Source organism: Rhizobium sp. TAL182 (assembly GCF_002117725.1).
GTDB lineage: Bacteria > Pseudomonadota > Alphaproteobacteria > Rhizobiales > Rhizobiaceae > Rhizobium > Rhizobium esperanzae.
The window spans coordinates 1,751,336-1,775,169 of record NZ_CP021024.1 but is presented as its reverse complement, the minus strand read 5'-3'; the positions used below and the strand labels follow the sequence as shown (position 1 = coordinate 1,775,169).

Sequence of the window (23,834 nt, the reverse complement as noted above, 5' to 3'; positions counted from 1 at the left end):
AGGGCTCGATCCGGAGAAATCCACTTTTTGCCTTGGAATGACCTTCTGGAGCATTATGATCTGGCGGCGATCGATCCGTAACGACCGGTCACAAGCAAGAAGGAGCGATTCCCATCATGGCCATTCGACCGCTGATTTTCGGTATCCTCTTCATCGCGGCCTTTGTGGGAATCATCCTCAGCATCATCTGGGTGGACACGTCGCATCCCGTTCACCAGCCCGATCCCCTGTCGCCGACGGCGCCCGGCCCAGCGACGCCGGGGCCGGTGCAATAGGTCGAGAGAAACGCGGACGGCGATTGCGCGTTAATCCCACCGAACGACTATCCTCAGCTGCGATAGAACCGAGGCATGTCGCGATCATATTGGCGCCACTCGCGACGCTCTTCCCAGCGCCACGGCCGCCAATGGCGGCGTTCATAGCGCCATTCGGACCGGCGCCAATCGCGGCCATCCCGCCAGTCACGATTACCCCGCCAATCACGGTCGTCACGCCAGTCACGATCGTCACGCCAACGGTCGTGTCGCCAGCTGTCATGAATCTGGATGATGTCGCTTTGCGCGGATAGCGGCGACCGGTCGACAGGCATGGCGGCGGCGGGCGCAACGGCAGCAAGGGCCGCACCGAGGGAAATGGCTGCGGTCAGGAAAATATGCGCGAACTTCATGGCTGCTTCCTCATTGACGATGAGGAGACACTGCGCCACCACGGCTGAATTGCTGCTGAAGCAGTCCTTCAGATAGGGTTCATCAAGGAAAAGCGCCGGAGCATTATCGGAACCAATCAGCCTTGTTCCCAACGGAACTACAGCGCGACAGCCTTCGCTTGGCCGCTCTCTTCGGCTCGCCGAGCCGAAGCTTACAGAGCGCAGGCTGGTGCCCCCGGCAGGGTTCGAACCCGCGACCCCCTGATTACAAATCAGGTGCTCTACCAACTGAGCTACAAGGGCAATAGCTGCCCAACTAACAGATTCTGCGATCCTGTAAAGAAAAATCCGTGCCGGCGCGGACAAGTCTGCGTGTGTCCAAACCGCCTTGTCGTGCAAAACGGCCTTGTCGCAACTGCCATTTATCCTTTAGCTAGAGCAGCTTCACAAAGGGTATTGTATGGGCCGTTCATTCCAGACGCTTTCCTTTATCGCCTCGCCGACGATGGAGGCGCTCGCAGCGCGCGAAGAGCTGATTCGCATCTATGGCGACGTGCCGCAGGACAAGGCTGATGTCATCGTCGCGCTGGGTGGCGATGGCTTCATGCTGCAGACGCTGCACAGCACCATGAACTCGGGCAAGCTGGTCTACGGCATGAACCGCGGCTCGGTCGGCTTTCTGATGAATGATTACAGCACGGAACGGCTTCAAGAGCGTATCTGCGTCGCCGTCGAAAACGCCTTCCGTCCCTTGAAGATGACGACGGCCAATGCCGACGGTACCAATTCGACAGCGCTCGCCATCAACGAAGTCTATCTTTTCCGCCAGTCCTATCAGGCCGCCAATCTCAGGGTCGTGGTCGACGGGCGCGTGCGTCTGGAGGAGCTGATCTGCGACGGGCTGATGGTGGCTACCCCTGCCGGATCGACGGCCTATAATCTTTCCGCCCATGGTCCCATCCTGCCGCTCGAGGCGCCACTGCTCGCCATGACGCCGGTCAGCGCTTTCAGGCCGCGGCGCTGGAGGGGCGCCCTGCTTCCGAACAAGGTGACTGTGGATATCGACGTGCTCGAGCCGGTGAAGCGGCCGGTGAATGCGGTGGCAGACAATACGGAAGTCAAATCGGTGCTGCATGTCCGCATCGCTCAGTCGGAGCATATGACGGCGCGTATCCTCTCCGATCCGGACCGCTCTTGGTCCGACCGCATTCTCGCCGAGCAGTTCAAGGATTGAGATGATGGCAATGCGCCTGACATTGATGGCTACGATTTTCCTCGTCGGATGCTCGGCCGCGATCGCTGCTCCCACGCAGGACGTCATCCTGCCGGCTTCTGTGATTTTTGCGACCAGCACCGGCTACTGGGAGGACGACGGCAACGCGCCTGATGTCGAGCGGGCGCCCACCAAGGCCGAAAGCGTTTCCGACACCCAGGAAAAGCGCCATGGTTACTATAAGCTCTTTGCCGTGCGTCAGCCGGACAGGACGTCGAAAGTTTATCTTCAGCAGATTGCCCAGACCGAGATCGGTCCGACGATTGCCTCGACCATCGAACTGCAGGAGATCAGCGACCTGAAGCCTTACGTGACCGATATCCGCCCGGAAAACTCGAGCGGCATCATCAAGCAACCCGGCCTCTTCGCCACGATCTATCTGAAGACCGATCCCGCGGCCGAGCCGGACGGCTGGACCGTGCTGATCGACGAACTCGGCGACGTCACCATCGAGAAAGCGACCAATTGAGCAGCAAGACGCTGTTCGCACAGGCGACCAAGATGAAGCTCGGCTTTCGCGAGGGCGTCCTTTACGACGACCGGAGACCGGATTGGGATGCTGCCGGTCCAAGGCCCGTCCGCTGGTCGCTATGGTATCCGGCTGCCGATGACGCGCTGGAATGTGAAATCCAGGAGAGAAGCTGGTTTCGCAAGGCGGCGGTCGCTCGCGATGCACCGATTCGGCTTTCAGACAGGCCTTATCCCCTGGTGCTGCTGTCACACGGCACCGGCGGTTCTGCGGCGGGACTGGAATGGCTGGCGCGACGCCTGGTCGATCGCGGATTTGCAGCGCTCGGCGTCGACCATCACGGCAATACGGGCAGTGAGGATTATCGCGCCGAAGGTTTTGCCTGTCTTTGGGAACGGGCGCCGGATCTGAGCTTGATGCTCGACCGCTGTCGCGACTGGCTTGGCGATCTCGCCGGTCGGATCGATGCAGACCGTGTATTCGCGGCCGGATTCTCAGCCGGAGCCTATAGCGTCATGCTGCTTGTCGGCGCTGTCACCCAGTTCTCCCAGTTCGAACCATCAAGGCTGAAGCCGGGTGCTCCACGCGGCCCAAGGGAATTTCCCGATCTTGCCGATCATATCCCCTCCTTACTTCGCACCAGCGAGGTGTTTCGCGAGTCTTGGTCCCGCATGTCGCAATGCTACCGGGATGACCGGATCACGGCGGCGCTCCTGTGCGCACCAGGTCGTTCCATTCTCGGTTTCAGCGAGGAAAGCCTGAAAACTGTCGAGGCACCCGCTCTTATCCTTGTCGGCGATGCCGATAAGGCGGCACCAGCCGAGGAATGTTCTTCATGGCTGCATGAGCGGCTGACCGGCAGCGCCCTGAAAATATTCGGCGGCGGTCTCGGGCATTATGTCTTTGTGCCGGAGGGCACAGGGCTCGGTCTTGCCTTTGCCGCCGAGCTCTTCACCGATCCGCCGGGCATCGAGCGGGGAGCCGTTCATGACGAGATTGCCGCTCTATCGGCAGCGCTGTTCATGATGGCGACGCCGGCGCGATAGGCTGAACAAAGAAAGCCCCGTTTCGGGGCTTTCTGATTTCCATGATGCTGATTGTCAGTCGACATCCTCGACGACCGCATCGGCGGCGCCGCTGATGCGGTGAGCAAGGGCCGCTTCCATGAATTCGTTCAGATCGCCGTCGAGCACGTCGTCCGGAGCGGTGCTGGCAACGCCGGTGCGCAGGTCCTTGACCAACTGGTAGGGTTGCAGCACGTAGGAGCGGATCTGGTGACCCCAGCCGATATCCGTCTTGGAAGCGGCTTCGGCGCTCGCGGCCTCTTCGCGCTTTTTCAACTCTGCTTCGTACATCCGGGCACGCAGCATTTCCCAGGCCTTGGCGCGGTTCTTGTGCTGCGAACGTTCCTGCTGGCAGGCGACCACGATCCCGGTCGGGATATGGGTGATGCGCACGGCCGAGTCCGTCGTGTTAACGTGCTGGCCGCCGGCGCCCGACGAACGATAGGTGTCGATGCGGCAATCGCTTTCGTTGATGTCGATGTTGATTGAGTCATCGACGACCGGATAGACCCAGATCGACGAGAAGGACGTATGGCGGCGCGCATTGCTGTCGTAGGGGGAAATACGCACCAGACGATGCACGCCCGATTCCGTCTTCAGCCAACCATAGGCGTTGTGGCCCTTGACGAGCAGGGTGGCGGACTTGATGCCCGCCTCTTCGCCGTCATGGACTTCGAGAAGCTCGACCTTGAAGCGCTGGCGTTCCGCCCAGCGGGTGTACATGCGCAACAGCATGTTCGCCCAGTCCTGGCTTTCGGTGCCGCCGGCGCCGGAATGGACTTCGAGATAGGTGTCGTTGCTGTCGGCCTCGCCGGAGAGCATCGCCTCCACCTGGCGGCGTGCGGCCTCGGCCTTCAGTGCCTTCAAGGCATCCTCGGCTTCCTTGACGACACCCTCGTCGCCTTCTTCCTCGCCAAGCTCGACCAGCTCGACATTGTCTTTCAGCTGCTGTTCCAGCTGCCGGACGCCGCTAACGCCGTCATCGAGCTGCTGGCGCTCGCGCATCAGCTTCTGGGCTTCGGCAGCGTCATTCCAGAGGTTCGGATCCTCTGCCTTGTTGTTCAACCAGTCCAGTCGTCTTATCGCCTGGTCCCAGTCAAAGATGCCTCCTCAGCAGGGTGATAGCCTGCTTGGTTTCATCGACCACGTTTTCGATTTCGGCTCGCATTTCCCTGCTTCTCTGTAACGGTCTTCTTCAAGTGCTGGTGACATAGAGACGCCCGCCGCGGATGTAAAGAGCCGGGGCGGACTTCCAAAACTGGGTGAGGCTCAGAACAGGCCAGGCGTGCCGGTCTGAACCGCCTGGTTGGCCTGCGGCGAGGTTTTCAGGATCTCTTCCGGCGCCATGGTGCTGTCCATGCCGATGACCGAGAAGCTGTCGGCGGGTCCGGTACCGGGCTTGAAGGCTTCGACGATCGTGTTCGGATCGCCGTCGGCGGCGGCCATGCCGGTCTTGCGGTCGATCGGGATCAGGTTCATGCCCTGCGGAATGACAAACTTCGATTCCGGCATGTCCTTGACGGCGGCCTGCATGAATTCGTTGAAAATCGGGGCGGAGAGACCGCCGCCGGTACCGCCGCGGCCGAGCGGGGCCGGCGTATCGAAGCCCATATAGAGGCCGGCGACCAGATCCGGCGTGAAACCGACGAACCAGGCATCCTTTTCATCATTGGTGGTGCCGGTCTTTCCGGCGACGTCGCGGCCGCCGAGATCGATCTTGCCGGCAGCGGTGCCGCGCTGGATGACGCCCTGCATCATCGAGGTGATCTGGTAGGCGGTCATCGGGTCGAGGACGGTTTCGCGGTTGTCGACGACATTAGGCTCTTCCTGGTTCTGCCAGTCGCCGGCATTGCAGCCCTCGCAGAGGCGCTCCTCATGCTTGAAGATCGTCTTGCCGTAGCGGTCCTGGATACGGTCGATCAGCGTCGGCTTGATCTGCTTGCCGCCATTGGCAATGACCGAATAGGCCGAGACCATACGCAGCACTGTCGTGTCGCCGGCGCCGAGCGACATCGAGAGAACCGGCAGCATGTGATCGTAGATACCGAAGCGTTCGGCATATTCGGCAACGATATTCATGCCGAGATCGTTGGCGAGGCGCACCGTCATCAGGTTGCGCGAATGCTCGATGCCCGAGCGCAGCGTCGACGGGCCGCCGACTTCGCCGCCGTAATTTTCCGGCTTCCAGACCTGGCCGCCCGAGACGATCTCGATCGGCGCGTCCATGATGACGGAGGCCGGCGTATAGCCGTTGTCCATCGCCGCTGCGTAGACGAAGGGCTTGAAGGAGGAGCCCGGCTGGCGCATCGCCTGGGTGGCGCGGTTGAATTCCGACTGGCCATAGGAGAAGCCGCCGACCATCGCGAGCACGCGGCCGGTCTTCGGATCCATGGCGACAAGGCCGCCCTGTACCTTCGGCGGCTGGCGCAGACGGTAGGAGGTCGACGCGTCGTCACCGAGCTTCTCGACATAGATGACATCGCCCGGGCTCAGGACGCCGGCCGGCGATTTCGCTGTCTTGCGCGAGCCATCCGCCGAACGGTAGGCCCATTGCATGTTCTTGGCGTCGATGGTGCCGCGAAGACGGTCCGCCGCAACCTTGCCGCTCCCGTCCTTGGCCGGCTGCAGGCCGATATCGACGTTATCGTCGGAGACGGCGAGCACGACGGCAAGGCGCCATTCCGGAACGTCGGACAGCGCGGGAATATCGGCAAGCGCCTTGCCCCAGTCGCCGTTTGCGTCGATCTGCTTGATAGCCCCATGGAACCCGCGGCGCTCGTCATAGGTCACCAGGCCATCCTGCAGCGCCTTGCGGGCGGCGAGCTGCATCTGCGGATCGAGCGATGTGCGCACGGAAAGGCCGCCCTCATAGAGGACCTTCTCGCCATATTGGTCGATCAGCTGGCGGCGCACGGCTTCGGCGAAGTAATCGGACGCGAAGAGCGACGGACCGTTGCTGCGGGCGGTAACGCCGAGCGGCTGCTTCTTGGCTTCCGCGCCGTCGCTCTGGCTGACATAGCCGTTCTCGACCATGCGATCGATAACCCAGTTGCGACGCTCAAGCGCCGCCTCAGGATGGCGGAAAGGATGATAATTGGCCGGCCCCTTCGGCAGCGACGCCAGATAGGCGGCCTCGGCGACGGTCAGTTCGGTGACCGACTTGTTGAAATAGGTCAGTGCTGCGCCGGCGATGCCATAGGAATTCATCCCGAAGAAAATCTCGTTCAGGTAGAGTTCGAGAATCTTGTCCTTGCTGTAGGCCTGCTCGATACGGAAAGAGAGGATTGCTTCCTTGATCTTGCGGTCGATCGTCTGGTCCGAGCTCAAAAGGAAGTTCTTGGCCACTTGCTGGGTGATTGTGGAAGCGCCGACGGGACGGCGGCCGGAACCGAAATTCTGCAGGTTGACGAGGATTGCGCGGCCGAGACCGGTGAGGTCGACGCCCGGATGGTTGTAGAAATTCTTGTCTTCGGCCGAGAGGAAAGCGGCCTTGACACGGTCGGGAATGGCCTGGATCGGCAGGAAGAGACGCTTTTCCTTGGCATATTCAGCCATGAGAGCGCCGTTGCCGGCATGGACGCGGGTCGTCACCGGCGGCGCGTAGCTGTTCAGAACGGCATAGTCCGGAAGATCCCTGGCGACATTGGCGAGATAGATGGCAATACCCGCCGCCGCGACCAGAAACAGGACGCAGGCCATTCCGAAGAAATATCCAAGAAGTCTAAGCATATTTTCAGCTACCGGTCTCTTCGATCTGCAATCGGCGCAGACGCAACGATTGCACAGATCGAGACAATTTGCACGTTGCGCGCGGCTTACTCCATGAGCGCTACCGCCACAAGCCGATTCCGCGCCTCAAGCTAGGAAACATAAGCCGGAGTAACGGCGCGAATGTGAGCAAAATAGGGCTCTGCCCGCCGCAATCACCGCCGCGGCAGCGTTTCATCAGGACTGTCACATCCAAGCAACGCCCGTTCTGTTCCTGATTGAAACATCTTACTCAGAATTTGAATCAGGCGAGGCAGGCTAAGTCTTTGTTTTTCAGGCTGCCGCCGTTCCAGCAGGCGCGAGGGATTTTTTGAACGGCGTCCATCAGCCGCCATTCGCCACGACGCCGGTGCGGTATCGCTTCACCGCCTCGGTCAGGAGATCGGCGATCCTGGTGCGCCAGGTTTCGTCGAGCAGCAGTTTTTCGTCTTCGGCATTCGACAGGAACCCTAGCTCGAGCAGGATCGACGGCACGTCGGGCGCCTGCAGCACGCGGAAGCCGGCGTGGCGGTGCGGATTGTTGATGGTGCCGACCTGGTCCTTGAAGGAATTCAGCACGCTCTCGGCCAGCGAGATCGAGAAGGCCTGCGTCTCGCGCCGCGTCAGATCGAGCAGGATGTCGGCGACCTCGGGCGGCTCGGCGACTACCTCCTTGCCGGCGATCTGGTCGGAAAGGTTTTCGCGATCGGCAAGATCGGCTGCGAGCTTGTCGGAGGCCTTGTCCGAAATCGTATAGACCGTCGCGCCGCGGATATCCTTCTGTTTCAGCGTATCGGCATGCAGTGAAATGAACAGGCCGGCATGGTTCTGGCGGGCGATCAGCACGCGCTGAGAAAGCGACAGGAACTCATCGTCGCTGCGCGTCAGGAACGCCTTGATGCCCGGCTCCTTGTTCAGCCGGTCGGCCAGAGCCCTGGCGAAGGCAAGCGTCACCTGCTTTTCCTCGGTCTTCGTATCGACGCCGACAGCGCCGGTATCGATGCCGCCATGGCCGGCGTCGACGGCAATAACGAAATCGCCGGGGGCGGCTTTCTCTGGCGCCGGAATGGCGCTCGTCGTCTGGGCCGCCTCGGTCCGATCATCCCAGGATTGTGTCTTGACCAGTTCGGCAAAGGCCTGCTTATCGATCATTTCGGCGTCGAGCACCAGGCGATGGCCCCTGCCCGCCTCGTCGGCCTGCACCTTGGCGAGCGAGAGCTTCACCGGCCTTGCCGCTGTCAGCACGATGCGGGCGCTCTCCTCATCCATCTTGCCGTAGCGGATATCTTTGAAGAGGCCGCGAGCGGCCAAATCCTTCGCCGGAAAACCGAAGGCGGTGGCCGGCAGATCAACGACGATCCGCTCCGGATTGGCGATATAATGGACAGAGAAACGCGGCTCGCGGTCGAAATCGATGACGATGCGCGTCCTGGCGTCATCGCCGATGATGCGCGCCCCATAAGCGAGCAGCGGATCCTTCGTCTCGGCCGAACCCGCGAGGCCAGGCAGGAGGCAACCTGCAATGAGCACCGCCGTCTGAACCCGCCTTGCGAATGTCGATCGCCGCGTTGTGGACTGCACCGCGATCCGAGCCCTCTTAAACAATAAACCGCCACACCCTATTTATAACCACGATGGACCTGAAATGGCCGGAACGGACGCTCGAGAGCGAAACGCCTTGCGACCTGCCGAATCGCGGTCACCCGCCCCCAGTTTCTATGCGATTCGAAATCCATCAATATTATGGCACATTTGGCTTTTCCCTTGCTATTGTGACACAGAAAACATACAACGCATTTTAGGGTAGAAGTGTTGACGGGATAGAGTCGCCGCAAGGGCTGCCAGCCAGATCTGGACCTGGCGCCACATCGGTCATCGTCCGCCGTCTCATGCGCTTCAACCCGGGAACTGGATCCTGATTTTCCGGCTTCTGTCGGAACTTCATTGGTGGATCAGCCACCACGCTCTCAGGGAGCAACCTCATCGGACCCGAACCGGGTCTTCGTATTTGTCGATCACGCTTGGTTGTTGATGGTTTCGCAGCAGGTTTTATCTGAAGTGTACAGGCCCCGGACCGAAACGGTTCCGGCTGCGGTCTGGCTGCTGCTCTCCTCTTCGCGCCAGGCGCGACTTTCATTATCCGGCGCGGCCACGGTGGACCGCATTCTTTCTGTTTCTACAGCAGTCGGGAATGCGCTCTCGCGGCCACGCCGAGGAGCACAGCTTACATGGCAGACAAAATGCTTATCGATGCGTCTCACGAGGAAGAGACGCGCGTCGTTGTCGTTCGCGGGAACCGCATAGAAGAATTTGACTTCGAGTCACAGCACAAGAAGCAGATCCGCGGCAATATCTATCTTGCAAAGGTAACGAGGGTCGAACCCTCGCTGCAGGCCGCTTTCGTCGATTACGGCGGCAACCGGCACGGCTTCCTGGCCTTCGCCGAAATCCATCCTGATTATTACCAGATTCCGCTCGCCGACCGTCAGGCGCTGCTTCGGGCCGAGGCCGAGGAGCACCGTCGCGACGAAGACGTCGAGCACGTCGAAACCGCGCCGATGGTCGACCTTTCGACCCAGGACCAGCCGGATGTCGGTATCGTGCCGCCGGAGGCGCCGGAGCCGGTTGCCGCAGCCGACGAGACAGCGACCGGAGAGGGTGCTGCAGCGCCGGAGGTCGTAGCTTCGCCCAAGGCCGCCGAAGAAGCCCCGGCCAAGAAGGCCAAACCACGCCGCAGCCGTAAGAAGGTCGCCGAAACAACCGCGACGGAAGACGCCGTTCCGACCGACGTCGAAGCGGAAGGCGCTTCGAGTGTCGACAACGACGATGATGCCCCTGCCGGCGGCACGATGGCCGCGATGGTGGAAACCGACGCCATCTCCGAGGATATCGACACCAGCAAGCGTCGCCACGATGACGACGATGACGATGATGATCACGGTGAAGAGGAAGTCATCGAATCCGTCGGCGCCGAAGACGCGATGGAAGAGGTGCCGGACCGCGTGCAGCGCAAGCCGCGCAAGCAGTATCGCATCCAGGAAGTCATCAAGCGCCGCCAGATCCTGCTGGTTCAGGTCGCCAAGGAAGAGCGCGGCAACAAGGGTGCCGCTCTCACCACCTATCTCTCGCTTGCAGGCCGCTATTCGGTTCTGATGCCGAACACGGCGCGCGGCGGCGGCATTTCCCGCAAGATCACCAATCCGCAGGACCGCAAGCGCCTGAAGGAAATCGCGCGCATGCTCGAAGTGCCGCAGGGCATGGGCGTCATCCTGCGCACCGCCGGCGCCAACCGCACCAAGGTCGAGGTCAAGCGCGATTTCGAATATCTGATGCGCCTGTGGGAAAATGTCCGCACGCTGACGCTGGCGTCGACCGCCCCCTGCCTCGTCTATGAAGAGGGCTCGCTGATCAAGCGCTCGATCCGCGACCTCTACAACAAGGACATCGGCGAGATCATCGTTGCCGGCGAGGAAGGCTATCGTGAAGCGAAAGACTTCATGAAGATGCTGATGCCGAGCCATGCCAAGGTGGTTCAGCCCTACCGCGACATCCACCCGATCTTCTCGCGTTCCGGCATCGAGGCGCAGCTCGACCGCATGCTGCAGCCGCAGGTGACGCTGCGTTCCGGCGGCTACCTGATCATGAACCAGACGGAAGCGCTGGTCTCGATCGACGTCAACTCCGGCCGCTCGACGCGCGAACACTCGATCGAGGACACCGCGCTGCAGACGAACCTCGAAGCCGCGGAAGAAATCGCCCGCCAGCTTCGCCTGCGCGACCTCGCCGGCCTGATCGTGATCGACTTCATCGACATGGAAGAGAAGCGCAACAACCGCGCCGTCGAGAAGAAGCTGAAGGAATGCCTGAAGAACGACCGCGCCCGCATTCAGGTCGGCCGGATCTCGCATTTCGGCCTGCTCGAAATGTCGCGCCAGCGCATCCGCGCTTCCGTTCTCGAATCGACTACCCAGGTCTGCTCGCATTGCGGCGGCACCGGGCACGTCCGTTCGCAGTCCTCCGTCGCGCTGCATGTGCTGCGTGGCATCGAGGAATATCCGCTCAAGAACACGACGCACAACATCACCGTGCGCACCACGCCCGATATCGCGCTCTACCTGCTCAACCACAAGCGCCAGACGATCGTCGATTACGAAGCGCGCTTTGGCGTAGCGATTATCATCGATGCTGACGGTTCGGTCGGCGCGCAGCACTTCGCGATCGACCGCGGCGAGCCCGTGGAAAACCCGGTCAAGATCGAAAGCCTCTTCAATTTCGCAGCCATCCCCGAGGATGAGGACGACGACATCGTCATCGAGGCTGATGAGGACGAAGACGAAGAACTCGAGGAAAAGGCTGCCGCGACCGAACGTCCCGCTGCGGCGCGTTCGGAAGGCGAAGGTGAAGGCAACCGTAAGCGCAAGCGTCGCCGCCGCCGTCGTGGCCGCAACGGCAATGCCGAGCAGCCGGCAGCCGCTGCAGGCGAAGCCGGCGACGAAGAGGAAGACGGCGACGACGCAGGCGCCGAGGGCGACGAAACCGCCGCCGCGGCACCCGAGAGCCGCGCCGAAAACGAGGAATCGCAGCGCCGCAAGCGCCGTCGCCGCGGCAAGCGCGGCGGTCGGCGCAACCGGGAGGACGGCTCCGAGCTGACGGCGAATGAAGCCGGCGAAGACAGCGGAAGCGAGGATGAAGACGACGGTACTTCGGATGACGTCGCTCCCGGTGAAGCCGCAATTGCCGAACAGGCCGACGAGAGCCAAGCTGTAACGGCTGCCGTCGAGGACGTGGCTGTCGTCGCCGAAGAGGTAAAGCCTGCCCGTGGCCGCGGCCGCCGCAAGCCCGCCGCAGCGCCGGTCGAAGAACCAGTCGCGGAATCGGCACCCGCCGTAGAAGCAGAGCCGGAGGTGGTCGAAGCCTCCGCCGATCTCGCAACGCCCGCGCAGGAAGAAGCAAAGCCGGTTCGCGCCAACCGCGAATCCAATATTTCTTCCTCAGAGCCGACGGTGAAATCCACCCGTACCGAAAATGGCGAAAGCGACGAAGGTAAGCCGAAGAAAGCTGGCTGGTGGCAGCGCCGTGGCTTCTTTTGAACGCTGATTTTCGGACGTAAATGAAGATAAATCCGGCCGTGGCGACGCGGCCGGATTTTCGTTTATGGCGGCGGCATCAGCATCGATTTTCGGCAAGGCAGCGCGAGTATGTGTATTGTTGAGATTACACACATGGGATACGACCGTGCGAACGACTCCGGATATCGATAGGGGCTTGCTCGAAGCGGCAATGGCCCCCACGGGATTGGCGACGAAAAAGGCCACGATCGAACAGGCATTGCGAAGCCTCGTCGACAGGCACCGTCGGAAAAATGCGATCGCAGATCTCGCAGGGATCGGCTGGGAAGGCGACCTCGACGAGATACGTCATTCCCCCGCCGACAATCAGGCGGCCGGTGGGTAGAGCAGATCGACGACGTAGCTGGCGTCGAAGCGGGAGTCGAGCATGCCGTAAGTGGAGCGCCAGCCGCCGGCGAGGCGTGTCTCGATGAAGGCGTCGGCGATGCGCCCTGCCCCGAGCCGGTAGAGCTCGGCGGCGCCGGCGGCAAGTGCCAGCTGCTCGACAAGCAGGCGCGCCGCGCCCTCGTCCTGTTCGCAAAGCGCGATTGCTGCGCGCAACACGTCGATCGTCTTCTTGCCGGCAGGGCCGAGATCGCGGGCGAGACCTGCGAAGACCGTCTCGAACAGGTCCTTGCCACGGTTGAGCACGCGCAGCACATCCAGAGCCATCACGTTGCCGGAGCCTTCCCAGATGGCATTGACGGGGGCCTCGCGGTAATGGCGGGCGATCGGGCGCTCCTCGATGTAACCATTGCCGCCGATGCATTCCATCGCCTCATAGATCAGCGCGGGCGCGATCTTGCAGCACCAGTATTTGGCGACCGGCGTCATGACGCGGGCATAGGCCGCCTCCTCGGCATTGCCGCGCGCCTTGTCGAAAGCATCCGCAAGGCGGAAGGACAGCGCGGTGGCGGCAGCGACATCGAGCGCCATGTCGGCCAGCACGCGCGTCATGATCGGCTGGTTGACGAGCATCCTGCCGAAGACGCTGCGGCCGCGCGTGTGATGCACGGCCTCGGCCAGCGAGGCGCGCATGATCCCTGAGGAGGCCAGCGCGCAATCGAGCCGCGTCAACGTCACCATGTCGAGGATGGTGCGGATGCCGGCATCCGGGCCGCCGAGCAGGAAGCCGAAGGTGTCGGTGAACTCCACCTCTGAAGAGGCGTTAGAGCGGTTGCCGACCTTATCCTTCAGCCGCTGGAACTGCAGTCCGTTGGCGGACCCGTCCTCCAGCAGGCGCGGCACGAGGAAGCAGCCCATGCCCTCCTTGGTCTGCGCCAGCATGATGAAGGCATCGCTCATCGGCGCGGACATGAACCATTTGTGGCCGGAGAGCCGATAGATGCCTTCGCTGACCTTTTCGGCAGCGCTTTGATTGGCCCTGACATCGGTGCCGCCCTGCTTTTCCGTCATGCCCATGCCGATGGTCACAGCGGATTTCTGCATGGCGGGGCGATTGGAGGAATCATATTTGCGCGAGAGGATCTTCGGCGCCCAGTCCTTCTGCACCGCGGGCGAAGCAGAGAGGGCCGCGACGGAGGCGCTGGTCATCGTCAGCGGGCAGAGATGGCCGGATTCCAGTTGCGCCGTCAGGTAAAACCGCGCGGCGCGAACCTTATGGCCCGCGTCCTTCGCCTCAATATCGGCCTGCGGATCCCAGACGGAGGAATGCAGGCCGACCGACATGGAGCGACGCATCAGCGCGTGCCAGGCGGGATGAAACTCGACGACATCGAGGCGCTCGCCGCGCGGACCATGGGTGCGCAGCTGTGGCGCCCCCTGGTTTGCCATGCGCGCCAGCTCCTGTGCCTCCGGCGAGGTGACGTAGCGGCCGATATTTTCCAGGTCTTCACGGATGCCGCGCGGCAAGGCCGCCGTCAGATCGACAATCAGCGGATCGGACCGATAGGCATTGATGCCGGACCACAGGCTCGGCTGGTTGAGTTCTGCGAGTTTGTCTTCAGTCCGGTTTGCGGAGGTCATTGTTCGCTTCTAGTGCAAGAACCCGGCAAGGAAAACCGGAAGTTATGATTCGCTTTATTCTGCTCTATCGGAATTCGGGCGAAAATGCATGGGGACATAAGCCTTTGCCCACAGCGCGTGCTTGCCCCGGCGGGCGGCACTCATTATAGACCCGCAAGAGACAGCAAGAGGCAGGGTCATGGTCTTTTTCCCCCACCGCCACCTCATTGGCATCAAGGGCCTCACCGAGCAGGATATCACCTATCTTCTCGACAAGGCCGACGAAGCCGTCAAGATCAGCCGCCAGCGAGAGAAGAAGACGTCGACGCTGCGCGGATTGACGCAGATCAACCTCTTCTTCGAGGCATCGACCCGCACACAGGCCTCCTTCGAGCTTGCCGGCAAGCGGCTTGGCGCCGACGTGATGAACATGTCGGTCGGCAATTCCTCGGTGAAAAAAGGCGAAACGCTGATCGATACGGCGATGACGCTGAATGCGATGCGCCCGGACGTGCTGGTGATCCGCCATTCAAGCGCCGGTGCGGCCGCCCTTCTCGCCCAGAAAGTCTCCTGCTCGGTCGTCAATGCCGGCGACGGCCAGCATGAACACCCGACCCAGGCGTTGCTCGACGCGCTGACGATCCGCCGCGCCAAGGGCAAGCTTTCGCGCATCATCGTAGCGATCTGCGGCGACGTGCTGCACTCGCGCGTGGCGCGCTCCAATATCCTGCTGCTGAACGCGATGGGCGCACGCGTGCGCGTCGTCGCGCCCGCCACCCTCCTGCCCGCCGGCATCGCCGAGATGGGCGTCGAGGTGTTCCACTCGATGAAGGAAGGATTGAAGGACGCCGACGTCGTGATGATGCTGCGGCTGCAGCGAGAACGTATGTCCGGCGCCTTCGTGCCGTCGGTGCGCGAATACTATCACTTCTACGGACTCGACGCCGAAACGCTGAAAGCGGCGAAGGATGATGCGCTGGTCATGCACCCGGGGCCGATGAACCGCGGCGTCGAGATCGCCTCCGAGGTGGCCGATGGTCCGCAGAGCGTGATCGCCGAACAAGTGGAAATGGGGGTCGCAGTCCGCATGGCCGTCATGGAGACGCTGCTCGTCTCGCAGAACCAAGGTCCCCGAACCGACGGAATGATGGCATGAGCAACTCGATCGTCCTCAAGAATGTCCGCATCGTCGATCCCTCGCGCAATCTCGACGAGATCGGAACGATCGTCGCTAAAAATGGCGTGATTCTTGCCGCTGGCAGCGAGGCCCAGAACCAGGGCGCGCCGGAAGGCGCCGTCGTGCGCGACTGCACCGGCCTCGTGGCAACGCCCGGCCTCGTCGATGCGCGCGTCCATATCGGCGAGCCCGGCGGCGAGCATCGCGAGACGATCGCCTCGGCGAGCCGGGCGGCGGCAGCCGGCGGCATCACTTCGATCATCATGATGCCGGACACCGATCCCGTCATCGACGACATCGCGCTGGTCGAATTCGTCAAGAAGACGGCGCGGGACACGGCCGCCGTCAACGTCTATCCGGCAGCCGCCCTCACCAAGGGTCTTGCCGGCGAGGAGATGACGGAGATCGGCCTGTTGATGCAGGCGGGAGCCGTCGCCTTCACCGATGCTCATTCCAGTGTCCATAACACACAGGTGCTGCGCCGGATCATGACCTATGCGCGCGAATTCGGCGCCGTCATCTCCTGCGAGACCCGCGACAAATATCTCGGCGCCAATGGCGTCATGCATGAGGGCCTTTTCGCCAGCTGGCTGGGGCTCTCCGGCATTCCGAAGGAAGCCGAGCTGATCCCGCTCGAACGCGATCTCAGGGTGGCAGAGCTGACGCGCGGCCGTTATCACGCCGCGATGATCTCCGTGCCGGAGTCGGTCGAGGCCATCGAACGCGCCCGCAGCCGTGGCGCCAAGGTGACCTCGGGCATCTCGATCAACAATCTGGCGCTCAACGAGAACGACATCGGCGAATACCGCACCTTCTTCAAGCTCTATCCGCCGTTGCGCCCGGAGGACGATCGGGTCGCCATGGGCGAGGCGCTTGCGAGCGGCGCGATCGACATCATCGTCTCCTCGCACGACCCGCAGGATGTCGACACGAAGCGGCTGCCATTTGGCGAGGCGGCCGATGGCGCAGTCGGATTGGAAACGATGCTGGCGGCGGCCCTCAGGCTTCACCATGACGGCCAGGTCGGCCTGATGCGGCTGATCGACGCCATGTCCACCCGCCCGGCACAAATCTTCGGCCTTGAGGCCGGCACGCTGAAGCCGGGTGCCGCGGCCGATATCACGCTGATCGATCTCGATGAGCCTTGGCTTGTCGCCAAAGACATGCTTCTCTCCCGCTCGAAGAACACGCCGTTCGAGGATGCGCGCTTCAGCGGGCGAGCGGTTGCGACCTACGTTTCGGGAAAGCTTGTCCACGCGGTTTAAAAGACGATCGGAACGATAAGGAGGGCTGAGGGAGCACATGTTATCCAATCTCATGTCATGGCAGATCACGCTGCCGATCGCACTTGCGGCCGCCGTCATCGGCTATCTCTTCGGCTCAATCCCCTTCGGCCTGATTCTCACCCGCGCCGCCGGCCTCGGCGATGTGCGCAGCATCGGCTCCGGCAATATCGGCGCGACCAATGTGCTCAGAACCGGAAACCGCAAGCTCGCCGCCGCAACCCTGCTGCTCGACGCTCTGAAGGCATCGGCGGCGGCCTGGATCGTCGGCTATTTCCTCGGCGAGGAGGCCGCGATCATCGCCGGCTTCTTCGCCTTCATCGGCCATCTCTTCCCCGTCTGGATCGGCTTCAAGGGCGGCAAGGGCGTGGCCACCTATATCGGCACACTTCTAGGCGTCGCGCCGATCATGGTGGTGCTATTCGCCGCCATCTGGCTGGCGGTCGCAGTCACCACCCGCTATTCCTCGCTGTCGGCCCTCGTCGCCATGCTCGTCATTCCGGTTGCCCTGTTGATACTCGGCAATGAAAAGGTCGCGGCCGTCATGGCGATCATGACGCTCATCTCCTACTGGAAGCACAAGGCAAATATTTCACGCCTGATGGGCGGAACGGAAAGCAAGATCGGGGCGAAGGGATAATGGACGCGCCGAGCGCGGGATCAACAGGTACGGTGCTAAGCGAAAGGCAGAGGATTGCCTGGCTGCGCCTGATCCGTTCCGACAATGTCGGCCCTGCAACCTTTCGCGATCTTATCAATCATTTCGGTTCGGCCGAGGCCGCACTCGCGGCGCTGCCGGAACTTTCGGCGCGCGGCGGCGCGACACGGGCCATCCGCATTGCCAGCGAGGCCGAGGCGCACCGGGAACTGGAGGCGGCGCATCGTTTCGGCGCCCGCTTTATCGGCATCGGCGAGCCGGACTATCCGCAGGCGCTGAAACAGATCGACGGCGCGCCGCCGCTTCTTGCCGTCAAGGGCGCACTTGCTGCCGCCAAACGACCGGCCGTCGGCATCGTCGGCTCCCGCAACGCGTCGGCCGCAGGCACCAAATTCGCCGCGATGGTGACGCGCGACTGCGGCCGGGCGGGTTATACGGTGATCTCCGGCCTGGCGCGCGGCATCGACACGGCAGCGCATCGGGCAAGCCTCGGCACGGGCACAATCGCCGCCCTTGCCGGCGGTCTCGACAAGCCCTACCCGCCGGAGAATATCGGGCTTATCGAAGAGATAACCGGCGGCAACGGCCTGGCGGTGAGCGAAATGCCTTTCGGCTGGGAGCCCCGCGCCCGCGATTTCCCGCGCCGGAACCGGCTGATTGCCGGCATCGCGCTTGGCGTGGTGATCATCGAAGCGGCGATGCGCTCGGGCTCGCTGATCACGGCGCGCCTCGCCGGTGAGTTCGGCCGCCTGGTGTTTGCCGTGCCCGGCTCGCCGCTCGATCCGCGCTGTCACGGCACCAACAGCCTGCTCAAGGACGGCGCTTCGATCGTTACCGAACCTGCCGATGTCATCGAAGCCCTGGCGCCGCTTGCGCAACTCGACCTCTTCCCCTTGTCGATGGCGGAGGAGCCGGCACGCGAGAGCCGGGCAATAACGATGCCACCCGGCGATTCGGACCGGATGCGCATCATCGGCGCGCTCGGGCCGACGCCTGTCGAGATCGACGACGTCATCCGCCACACCGGCCTTGCGGCATCCGCGGTCTATCTCATCCTTCTGGAACTCGATATATCAGGCAGGCTGCATCGGCATCAGGGCGGTCTCGTCTCGCTTTCCGATTGAAGCTTGCGGGGAACGGGGGAACTGCGTGTTGAAAACTGCACTGGCGCAATCTAGCATTGTTTTCTGCTGCAAATCTTGTTTCGCTTGCACCGTACGCAAGAAGTAAAATTGTTGCAAACCCCTTGACCGCAGCGATTTCCCTGTCCATGTCGGAGGGCCGGTATCCAATGTTGCGCTGCGCGTTGCGCTGGCTTCCACGCCGGCGTAGCTGTTTTTAGAGAATCATCATGAATGTTGTAGTGGTGGAATCGCCTGCCAAGGCCAAGACGATCAATAAGTATCTGGGTTCGGGATACAAAGTGCTCGCCTCCTTCGGCCATGTGCGCGATCTGCCTGCCAAGGATGGCTCCGTTCTTCCCGATCAGGATTTCGAAATGCTCTGGGAGGTCGACGGCGCTTCGGCCAAGCGGATGAAGGACATCGCCGATGCGGTGAAGTCCTCCGACGGGCTGTTTCTCGCGACCGACCCCGATCGCGAAGGCGAAGCGATTTCCTGGCACGTCCTCGACATGCTGAACAAGAAGCGGGTGCTGAACGGCAAGTCCGTCAAGCGCGTCGTCTTCAACGCAATCACCAAGAAGGCCGTCCTCGATGCGATGGCCGATCCGCGCGATATCGACGTGCCGCTGGTCGACGCCTATCTAGCGCGCCGCGCGCTCGACTATCTCGTCGGTTTCAATCTTTCGCCGGTGCTGTGGCGCAAGCTGCCGGGCGCGCGTTCGGCCGGCCGCGTCCAGTCGGTCGCGCTTCGTCTGGTCTGTGACCGCGAATCCGAGATCGAGCGCTTCATATCGGAAGAATACTGGAACATTTCGGCGCTGCTGAAGACTCCCCGCGGCGACGAGTTCGAGGCCAGGCTGGTTTCTGCGCACGGCAAGCGACTGCAGCCGCGCGCGATCGGCAACGGCGAGGATGCGGGCCGCCTGAAGGCCCTGCTCGAAGGCGCCAGCTATATCGTCGACACGGTCGAGGCAAAACCGGTCAAGCGCAACCCGGGACCGCCGTTCACCACCTCGACGCTGCAGCAGGCCGCCTCCTCCAATCTTGGCTTCTCCGCCTCGCGCACGATGCAGATCGCTCAGAAGCTCTATGAGGGCGTCGATATCGGCGGCGAGACCGTCGGCCTTATCACCTATATGCGAACCGACGGCGTTCAGATGGCCCCCGAAGCGATTGACGCAGCGCGGCGTGCCATCCTCGACCAGTTCGGCGAACGCTACCTGCCTGAGAAGGCCCGCTTCTACTCGACCAAGGCGAAGAACGCCCAGGAGGCGCACGAGGCGATCCGCCCGACCGATTTTTACCGCTCTCCGGACCGCGTGCGCAAATTCCTCGACGCCGACCAGATCAGGCTCTACGAGCTAATCTGGAAGCGTGGCATCGCCAGCCAGATGGCTTCGGCCGAGATCGAGCGCACGACGGCCGAAATCACAGCCGAGAACAAGGGCGAGAAGGCCGGCCTGCGCGCGGTCGGTTCGGTCATCCGCTTCGACGGCTTCATCGCCGCCTATACCGACCAGAAGGAGGACGGCGAGCAGAGCGACGACGGCGACGAGGATGGTCGCCTTCCGGAGATCAATGCGCGCGAGACGCTCGCCAAGCAGAAGATCAATTCGACCCAGCATTTCACCGAACCGCCGCCGCGTTATTCGGAAGCTTCGCTGATCAAGAAGATGGAAGAGCTTGGCATCGGCCGTCCCTCGACCTATGCAGCCACACTGGCGACGCTGCGCGACCGCGACTATGTGACGATCGACAAGCGCAAGCTGATCCCGCAGGCCAAGGGTCGGCTGGTGACGGCCTTCCTCGAAAGCTTCTTCACCAAATATGTCGAATATGATTTCACCGCCGACCTCGAGGAGAAACTCGACCGAATTTCCGCCGGTGAATTGAACTGGAAGCAGGTGCTGCGCGATTTCTGGAAGGATTTCTTCGCGCAGATCGAAGACACGAAGGAACTGCGCGTCACCAACGTGCTCGATTCTTTGAACGAGGCGCTGGCGCCGCTCGTCTTCCCGAAGCGCGAGGATGGCGGCGACCCGAGGATCTGTCAGGTCTGCGGTACTGGCAACCTTTCCCTGAAGCTTGGCAGATACGGCGCCTTCGTCGGCTGTTCAAATTATCCGGAATGCAACTACACCCGCCAGCTTTCTTCAGAAAACGGCGGAGAAGCGGAGGGTGTCGCGCTCAACGAGCCGAAGAGCCTCGGCACCGATCCGACGACCGGCGACGAACTGACGCTGCGTTCCGGCCGCTTCGGACCCTATATCCAACGCGGCGACGGCAAGGAGGCCAAACGCGCCTCGCTGCCGAAGGGCTGGAAGCCTGAGGATATCGACTATGAAAAGGCGATGGCGCTGATCTCGCTGCCGCGCGATATCGGCAAACATCCCGAAACCGGGAAGATGATCTCGTCGGGCATCGGCCGCTACGGGCCGTTCCTTCTGCATGACGGCTCCTACGCCAATCTGGAGACCGTCGAGGATGTCTTCTCCGTCGGCCTCAATCGAGCCGTGACGCTGATTGCCGAAAAAGCCAACAAGGCGCCGGGCCGCGGCGCGCGCGGTACGCCGGCGGCTCTGAAGACGCTCGGCGACCATCCCGACGGCGGCGCCATCACCGTTCGCGACGGCAAATACGGTCCCTATGTCAACTGGGGCAAGGTCAACGCGACCCTGCCGAAGGGCAAGGATCCGCAGGCGATCACCATCGAGGAGGCGCTTGCGCTGATCACCGAAAAGGCCGGCAAGGCCCCGGCCGGCAAGACGGCCAGGGCGAAAGCCAAGCCGAAGGCGGCCGCCGCCGAAGCCAGGGCAACCAAGACGGCCGCCAAGCCGAAGGCAACGAAGGCGAAGGCGCCCGCGAAATCGAAAAAGAGCTGACGTGAGCAAGACACCGCGCGACAGAACGAACCCCCGCAAGCGCCCGGGCAAGATCGGCCGCGCCGGCAGGGATATTTCCGCCGTCGAACCGCTGAACATCGTCCACGGCACGCTGCCCTCGCGGGAAGTGATCCTGCGTTTCATCGCCGATCATCCGCAGAAGGCTTCCAAGCGTGAACTTGCCAAGGCGTTCGGGCTGAAAGGTGACAGTCGCGTCGAGCTCAAGCACATGCTGCAGGAGCTCGAGCAGGAAGGCATGCTGCAAAAGAGCCGCAAGTCGCTCATTCGTCCCGGCGCTCTTCCGCCCGTCACCGTTCTCGATATCACGACGCGCGATAAGGACGGCGACCTGATCGGCCGGCCGGCGGAATGGCCAGAGGAGCAGGGTGTGGCGCCTGCCGTCGCCATCCGTCAGCAATCGCCGGCAGGCCGCCAGGGTAAGGGCAAGGCGCCCGTCGCCGGGCTCGGCGACCGAATCTTGGCGAAGATCTTCCCGGCCGTCGATCGCGGCGGGCCGGCTTATACAGCGCGTATCATCAAGGTGATCGACAGGCGCCGCGGTGCGGCGATGGGCGTTTTCCGCAGCGCGCCGGGCGGCGGCGGCCGCCTGTTGCCAATCGAACGGCGCGGCGAAGAGATGGTGATCGACCCCGACTATACCGGCGGCGCCAAGGATGGCGACTTGGTCGAGATTGAAGTTGCGCGCCTCGGGCGCTTCGGCCTGCCGCGCGCCAAGGTCCTTTCCGTCGTCGGCTCGGTCGGCTCGGAAAAGGCGATCTCGATGATCGCGATCCATGCACACGGCATCCCGCATATCTTCCCGCCGGCCGTGATCGCCGAGGCGGAAGCGGCAAAACCAGCGACGATGGCGCATCGTGAAGATTGGCGCGACGTGCCGCTGATCACCATCGATCCGGCCGACGCCAAGGACCATGACGACGCAGTTTACGCCGAGATCGACCCCTCGCCCGACAATGCCGGCGGCGTTATCGTCACCGTCGCGATCGCCGACGTCTCCTGGTATGTCCGCCCCAATTCGCCGCTCGACCGCGAGGCGCTGAAGCGCGGCAACTCGGTCTATTTCCCCGATCGCGTCGTGCCGATGCTGCCGGAGCGCATCTCCAATGATCTCTGCTCGCTGAAGGAAGGCGTCGACCGCCCGGCGCTCGCCGTGCGCATGAGCTTCTCGGGCGAAGGCCGCAAGATCGGCCATACCTTTCATCGCATCATGATGAAGAGTGCCGCCAAGCTCTCCTATCAGCAGGCGCAGGCGGCGATCGACGGAAGACCGGATGATCAGACCGGACCGATGCTCGAGCCGATCCTGAAACCGCTCTGGCACGCTTATGGAGTAATGAAGCGCGGACGCGACCGGCGCCAGCCGCTGGAACTCGACATGCCGGAGCGCAAGATCCTGCTGAAACCGGACGGCACGGTCGACCGGGTCTTCGTGCCGCCGCGGCTCGATGCCCACAAGCTGATCGAAGAGATGATGATTCAGGCGAATGTCTGCGCCGCCGAGACGCTCGAGAAGAAGCGTCAGCCGCTGGTCTACCGCATTCATGACGGCCCGACGCTTGCCAAGCAGGAAGTCTTGCGCGAGTTCCTGGCGACACTCGGCATCTCGCTCGCCAAGGGCGGCAATATGCGCGCCAACAGCTTCAACGGCATCCTGGCCAAGGCGGACGGCACGGCACACCAGACCATGGTCAATGAGATGGTGCTGCGCTCGCAGAGTCAGGCGATCTACAGCCCCGAGAATATCGGCCATTTCGGTCTCAACCTGATGAAGTACGCCCACTTCACCTCGCCGATCCGCCGCTACGCCGATCTCATCGTGCATCGGGCGCTGGTCGGTTCGCTCGGCTTCGGCGAAGGCGGCATCACCCCCGATGAAGAAGCCTCGCTCGACGATATCGCCGCCGAAATCTCGACCTTCGAGCGCCGGGCGATGGCGGCCGAGCGCGAGACCATCGACCGGCTGATCGCTCATCATTTGAGCACCCGCGTCGGCGAGGAGTTTGCCGGCCGCGTCTCCGGAGTGACGAAATCCGGGCTCTTTATTACCTTGCCGGACTATGGCGCCGACGGTTTCGTTCCTATATCCACGCTCGGGACCGATTATTTCATCTATGACGAGGCGCATCAGGCACTGTCGGGTGAAAAGACGGGCCTCGGCTATCGTCTTGGCGACAGCGTCACAGTGAAGCTTGCGGAAGCAATTCCGCTGGCCGGCGCGCTGCGTTTCGAGATGCTGAGCGAAGGACGCGAGATGCCGACGGCGGTGCGTTCCTTCCATAAGGCCGGCCGCCGCGACAGGGGACAGGTCCGCAAGAAACCGGGAACGCGTCCCCCGCGCGGGCGCCGCTAAGCCACGGGGTCGAAAGCAGCAATGGTCCCATTGCGGCGCTTCATGCTTTTTGCCTGAAAGAGGAAGA

General features: G+C 62.5%; 17 protein-coding genes and 1 tRNA gene. 12 read left to right on the top strand and 6 right to left on the bottom strand.

Annotation, left to right across the window (positions count from 1 at the left end; genetic code table 11):
• The first annotated feature begins 116 nt into the window (after nucleotides 1–116).
• Nucleotides 117–275 carry a hypothetical protein gene (locus Tal182_RS32180; RefSeq protein ID WP_164517777.1) on the top strand — a complete coding sequence of 53 codons (159 nt, stop codon included), beginning with the start codon at nucleotides 117–119 and terminating at the stop codon, nucleotides 273–275.
• Nucleotides 276–328: 53 nt separating this feature from the next.
• Here Tal182_RS32180 and Tal182_RS08880 read toward each other — a convergent pair whose 3' ends face one another.
• Nucleotides 329–667, bottom strand: a complete 339-nt coding sequence (locus tag Tal182_RS08880) for a hypothetical protein (RefSeq protein ID WP_064806086.1) — start codon at nucleotides 665–667, stop codon at nucleotides 329–331.
• 206 nt (nucleotides 668–873) lie between these two features.
• Nucleotides 874–949 (bottom strand) — tRNA-Thr (locus Tal182_RS08875).
• Nucleotides 950–1,106: 157 nt separating this feature from the next.
• Between Tal182_RS08875 and Tal182_RS08870 the strand changes: the two genes are divergently transcribed.
• The 3 genes from Tal182_RS08870 to Tal182_RS08860 are packed head-to-tail and all read left to right on the top strand — an operon-like array spanning nucleotide 1,107 to nucleotide 3,434.
• A complete protein-coding gene (locus Tal182_RS08870; protein WP_011424966.1) occupies nucleotides 1,107–1,880 on the top strand; it encodes an NAD kinase in 774 nt (257 codons plus the stop codon).
• 4 nt (nucleotides 1,881–1,884) lie between these two features.
• Nucleotides 1,885–2,388: a hypothetical protein gene (locus Tal182_RS08865; protein WP_064806084.1), complete on the top strand. Its 504-nt coding sequence runs from the start codon at nucleotides 1,885–1,887 to the stop codon at nucleotides 2,386–2,388.
• Nucleotides 2,389–2,420: 32 nt separating this feature from the next.
• Nucleotides 2,421–3,434 carry a hypothetical protein gene (locus tag Tal182_RS08860; RefSeq protein ID WP_064806082.1) on the top strand — a complete coding sequence of 338 codons (1,014 nt, stop codon included), beginning with the start codon at nucleotides 2,421–2,423 and terminating at the stop codon, nucleotides 3,432–3,434.
• A gap of 54 nt (nucleotides 3,435–3,488) precedes the next feature.
• Here Tal182_RS08860 and prfB read toward each other — a convergent pair.
• The 3 genes from prfB to Tal182_RS08845 all read right to left on the bottom strand — a co-directional run bounded on the left by prfB (nucleotide 3,489) and on the right by Tal182_RS08845 (nucleotide 8,804).
• Nucleotides 3,489–4,620, bottom strand: a protein-coding gene (gene prfB / locus Tal182_RS08855) for a peptide chain release factor 2 (RefSeq protein ID WP_164517776.1) whose coding sequence is annotated in 2 segments (ribosomal slippage) — nucleotides 3,489–4,550 and nucleotides 4,552–4,620 — 1,131 coding nt in all. Because the reading frame shifts where the segments join, the coding sequence is not laid out codon by codon here.
• 101 nt (nucleotides 4,621–4,721) lie between these two features.
• Nucleotides 4,722–7,181 carry a penicillin-binding protein 1A gene (locus tag Tal182_RS08850; protein ID WP_064801883.1) on the bottom strand — a complete coding sequence of 820 codons (2,460 nt, stop codon included), beginning with the start codon at nucleotides 7,179–7,181 and terminating at the stop codon, nucleotides 4,722–4,724.
• A gap of 363 nt (nucleotides 7,182–7,544) precedes the next feature.
• Nucleotides 7,545–8,804 carry an N-acetylmuramoyl-L-alanine amidase gene (locus Tal182_RS08845; protein ID WP_085859186.1) on the bottom strand — a complete coding sequence of 420 codons (1,260 nt, stop codon included), beginning with the start codon at nucleotides 8,802–8,804 and terminating at the stop codon, nucleotides 7,545–7,547.
• 623 nt (nucleotides 8,805–9,427) lie between these two features.
• Here Tal182_RS08845 and Tal182_RS08840 point away from each other — a divergent pair.
• Both Tal182_RS08840 and Tal182_RS08835 read left to right on the top strand, forming a co-directional pair.
• Nucleotides 9,428–12,289 (top strand): ribonuclease E/G, encoded by a 2,862-nt coding sequence (locus tag Tal182_RS08840; RefSeq protein WP_085859185.1) that lies wholly within the window; start codon nucleotides 9,428–9,430, stop codon nucleotides 12,287–12,289.
• A gap of 145 nt (nucleotides 12,290–12,434) precedes the next feature.
• Nucleotides 12,435–12,653, top strand: coding sequence for a type II toxin-antitoxin system VapB family antitoxin (locus Tal182_RS08835; protein WP_085859184.1), 219 nt, complete (start codon nucleotides 12,435–12,437; stop codon nucleotides 12,651–12,653).
• Here the strand turns inward: Tal182_RS08835 and Tal182_RS08830 are convergent.
• Nucleotides 12,635–14,293, bottom strand: coding sequence for an acyl-CoA dehydrogenase family protein (locus Tal182_RS08830; RefSeq protein WP_085859183.1), 1,659 nt, complete (start codon nucleotides 14,291–14,293; stop codon nucleotides 12,635–12,637). The genes Tal182_RS08835 and Tal182_RS08830 overlap by 19 nt on opposite strands.
• Nucleotides 14,294–14,471: 178 nt before the next feature.
• On the opposite strand from Tal182_RS08830, the gene Tal182_RS08825 reads away from it, so the two are divergent.
• From Tal182_RS08825 to rnr, 6 genes are all read left to right on the top strand, one after another.
• Nucleotides 14,472–15,428, top strand: coding sequence for an aspartate carbamoyltransferase catalytic subunit (locus tag Tal182_RS08825; protein WP_064801874.1), 957 nt, complete (start codon nucleotides 14,472–14,474; stop codon nucleotides 15,426–15,428).
• Complete coding sequence (locus Tal182_RS08820) at nucleotides 15,425–16,714, top strand: dihydroorotase (RefSeq protein WP_085859182.1); 1,290 nt, start codon at nucleotides 15,425–15,427, stop codon at nucleotides 16,712–16,714. The genes Tal182_RS08825 and Tal182_RS08820 overlap by 4 nt, the downstream gene beginning before the upstream one ends.
• Before the next feature lie 37 nt (nucleotides 16,715–16,751).
• Complete coding sequence (gene plsY, locus Tal182_RS08815; RefSeq protein ID WP_064801870.1) at nucleotides 16,752–17,372, top strand: glycerol-3-phosphate 1-O-acyltransferase PlsY; 621 nt, start codon at nucleotides 16,752–16,754, stop codon at nucleotides 17,370–17,372.
• Nucleotides 17,372–18,514, top strand: coding sequence for a DNA-processing protein DprA (gene dprA / locus Tal182_RS08810; protein WP_085859181.1), 1,143 nt, complete (start codon nucleotides 17,372–17,374; stop codon nucleotides 18,512–18,514). The genes plsY and dprA overlap by 1 nt, the downstream gene beginning before the upstream one ends.
• Before the next feature lie 227 nt (nucleotides 18,515–18,741).
• A complete protein-coding gene (topA, locus tag Tal182_RS08805) occupies nucleotides 18,742–21,396 on the top strand; it encodes a type I DNA topoisomerase (protein ID WP_085859180.1) in 2,655 nt (884 codons plus the stop codon).
• Between the two features lies 1 nt (nucleotide 21,397).
• Nucleotides 21,398–23,767, top strand: a complete 2,370-nt coding sequence (rnr, locus tag Tal182_RS08800) for a ribonuclease R (RefSeq protein WP_085859179.1) — start codon at nucleotides 21,398–21,400, stop codon at nucleotides 23,765–23,767.
• The last annotated feature ends 67 nt before the right edge of the window (nucleotides 23,768–23,834 follow it).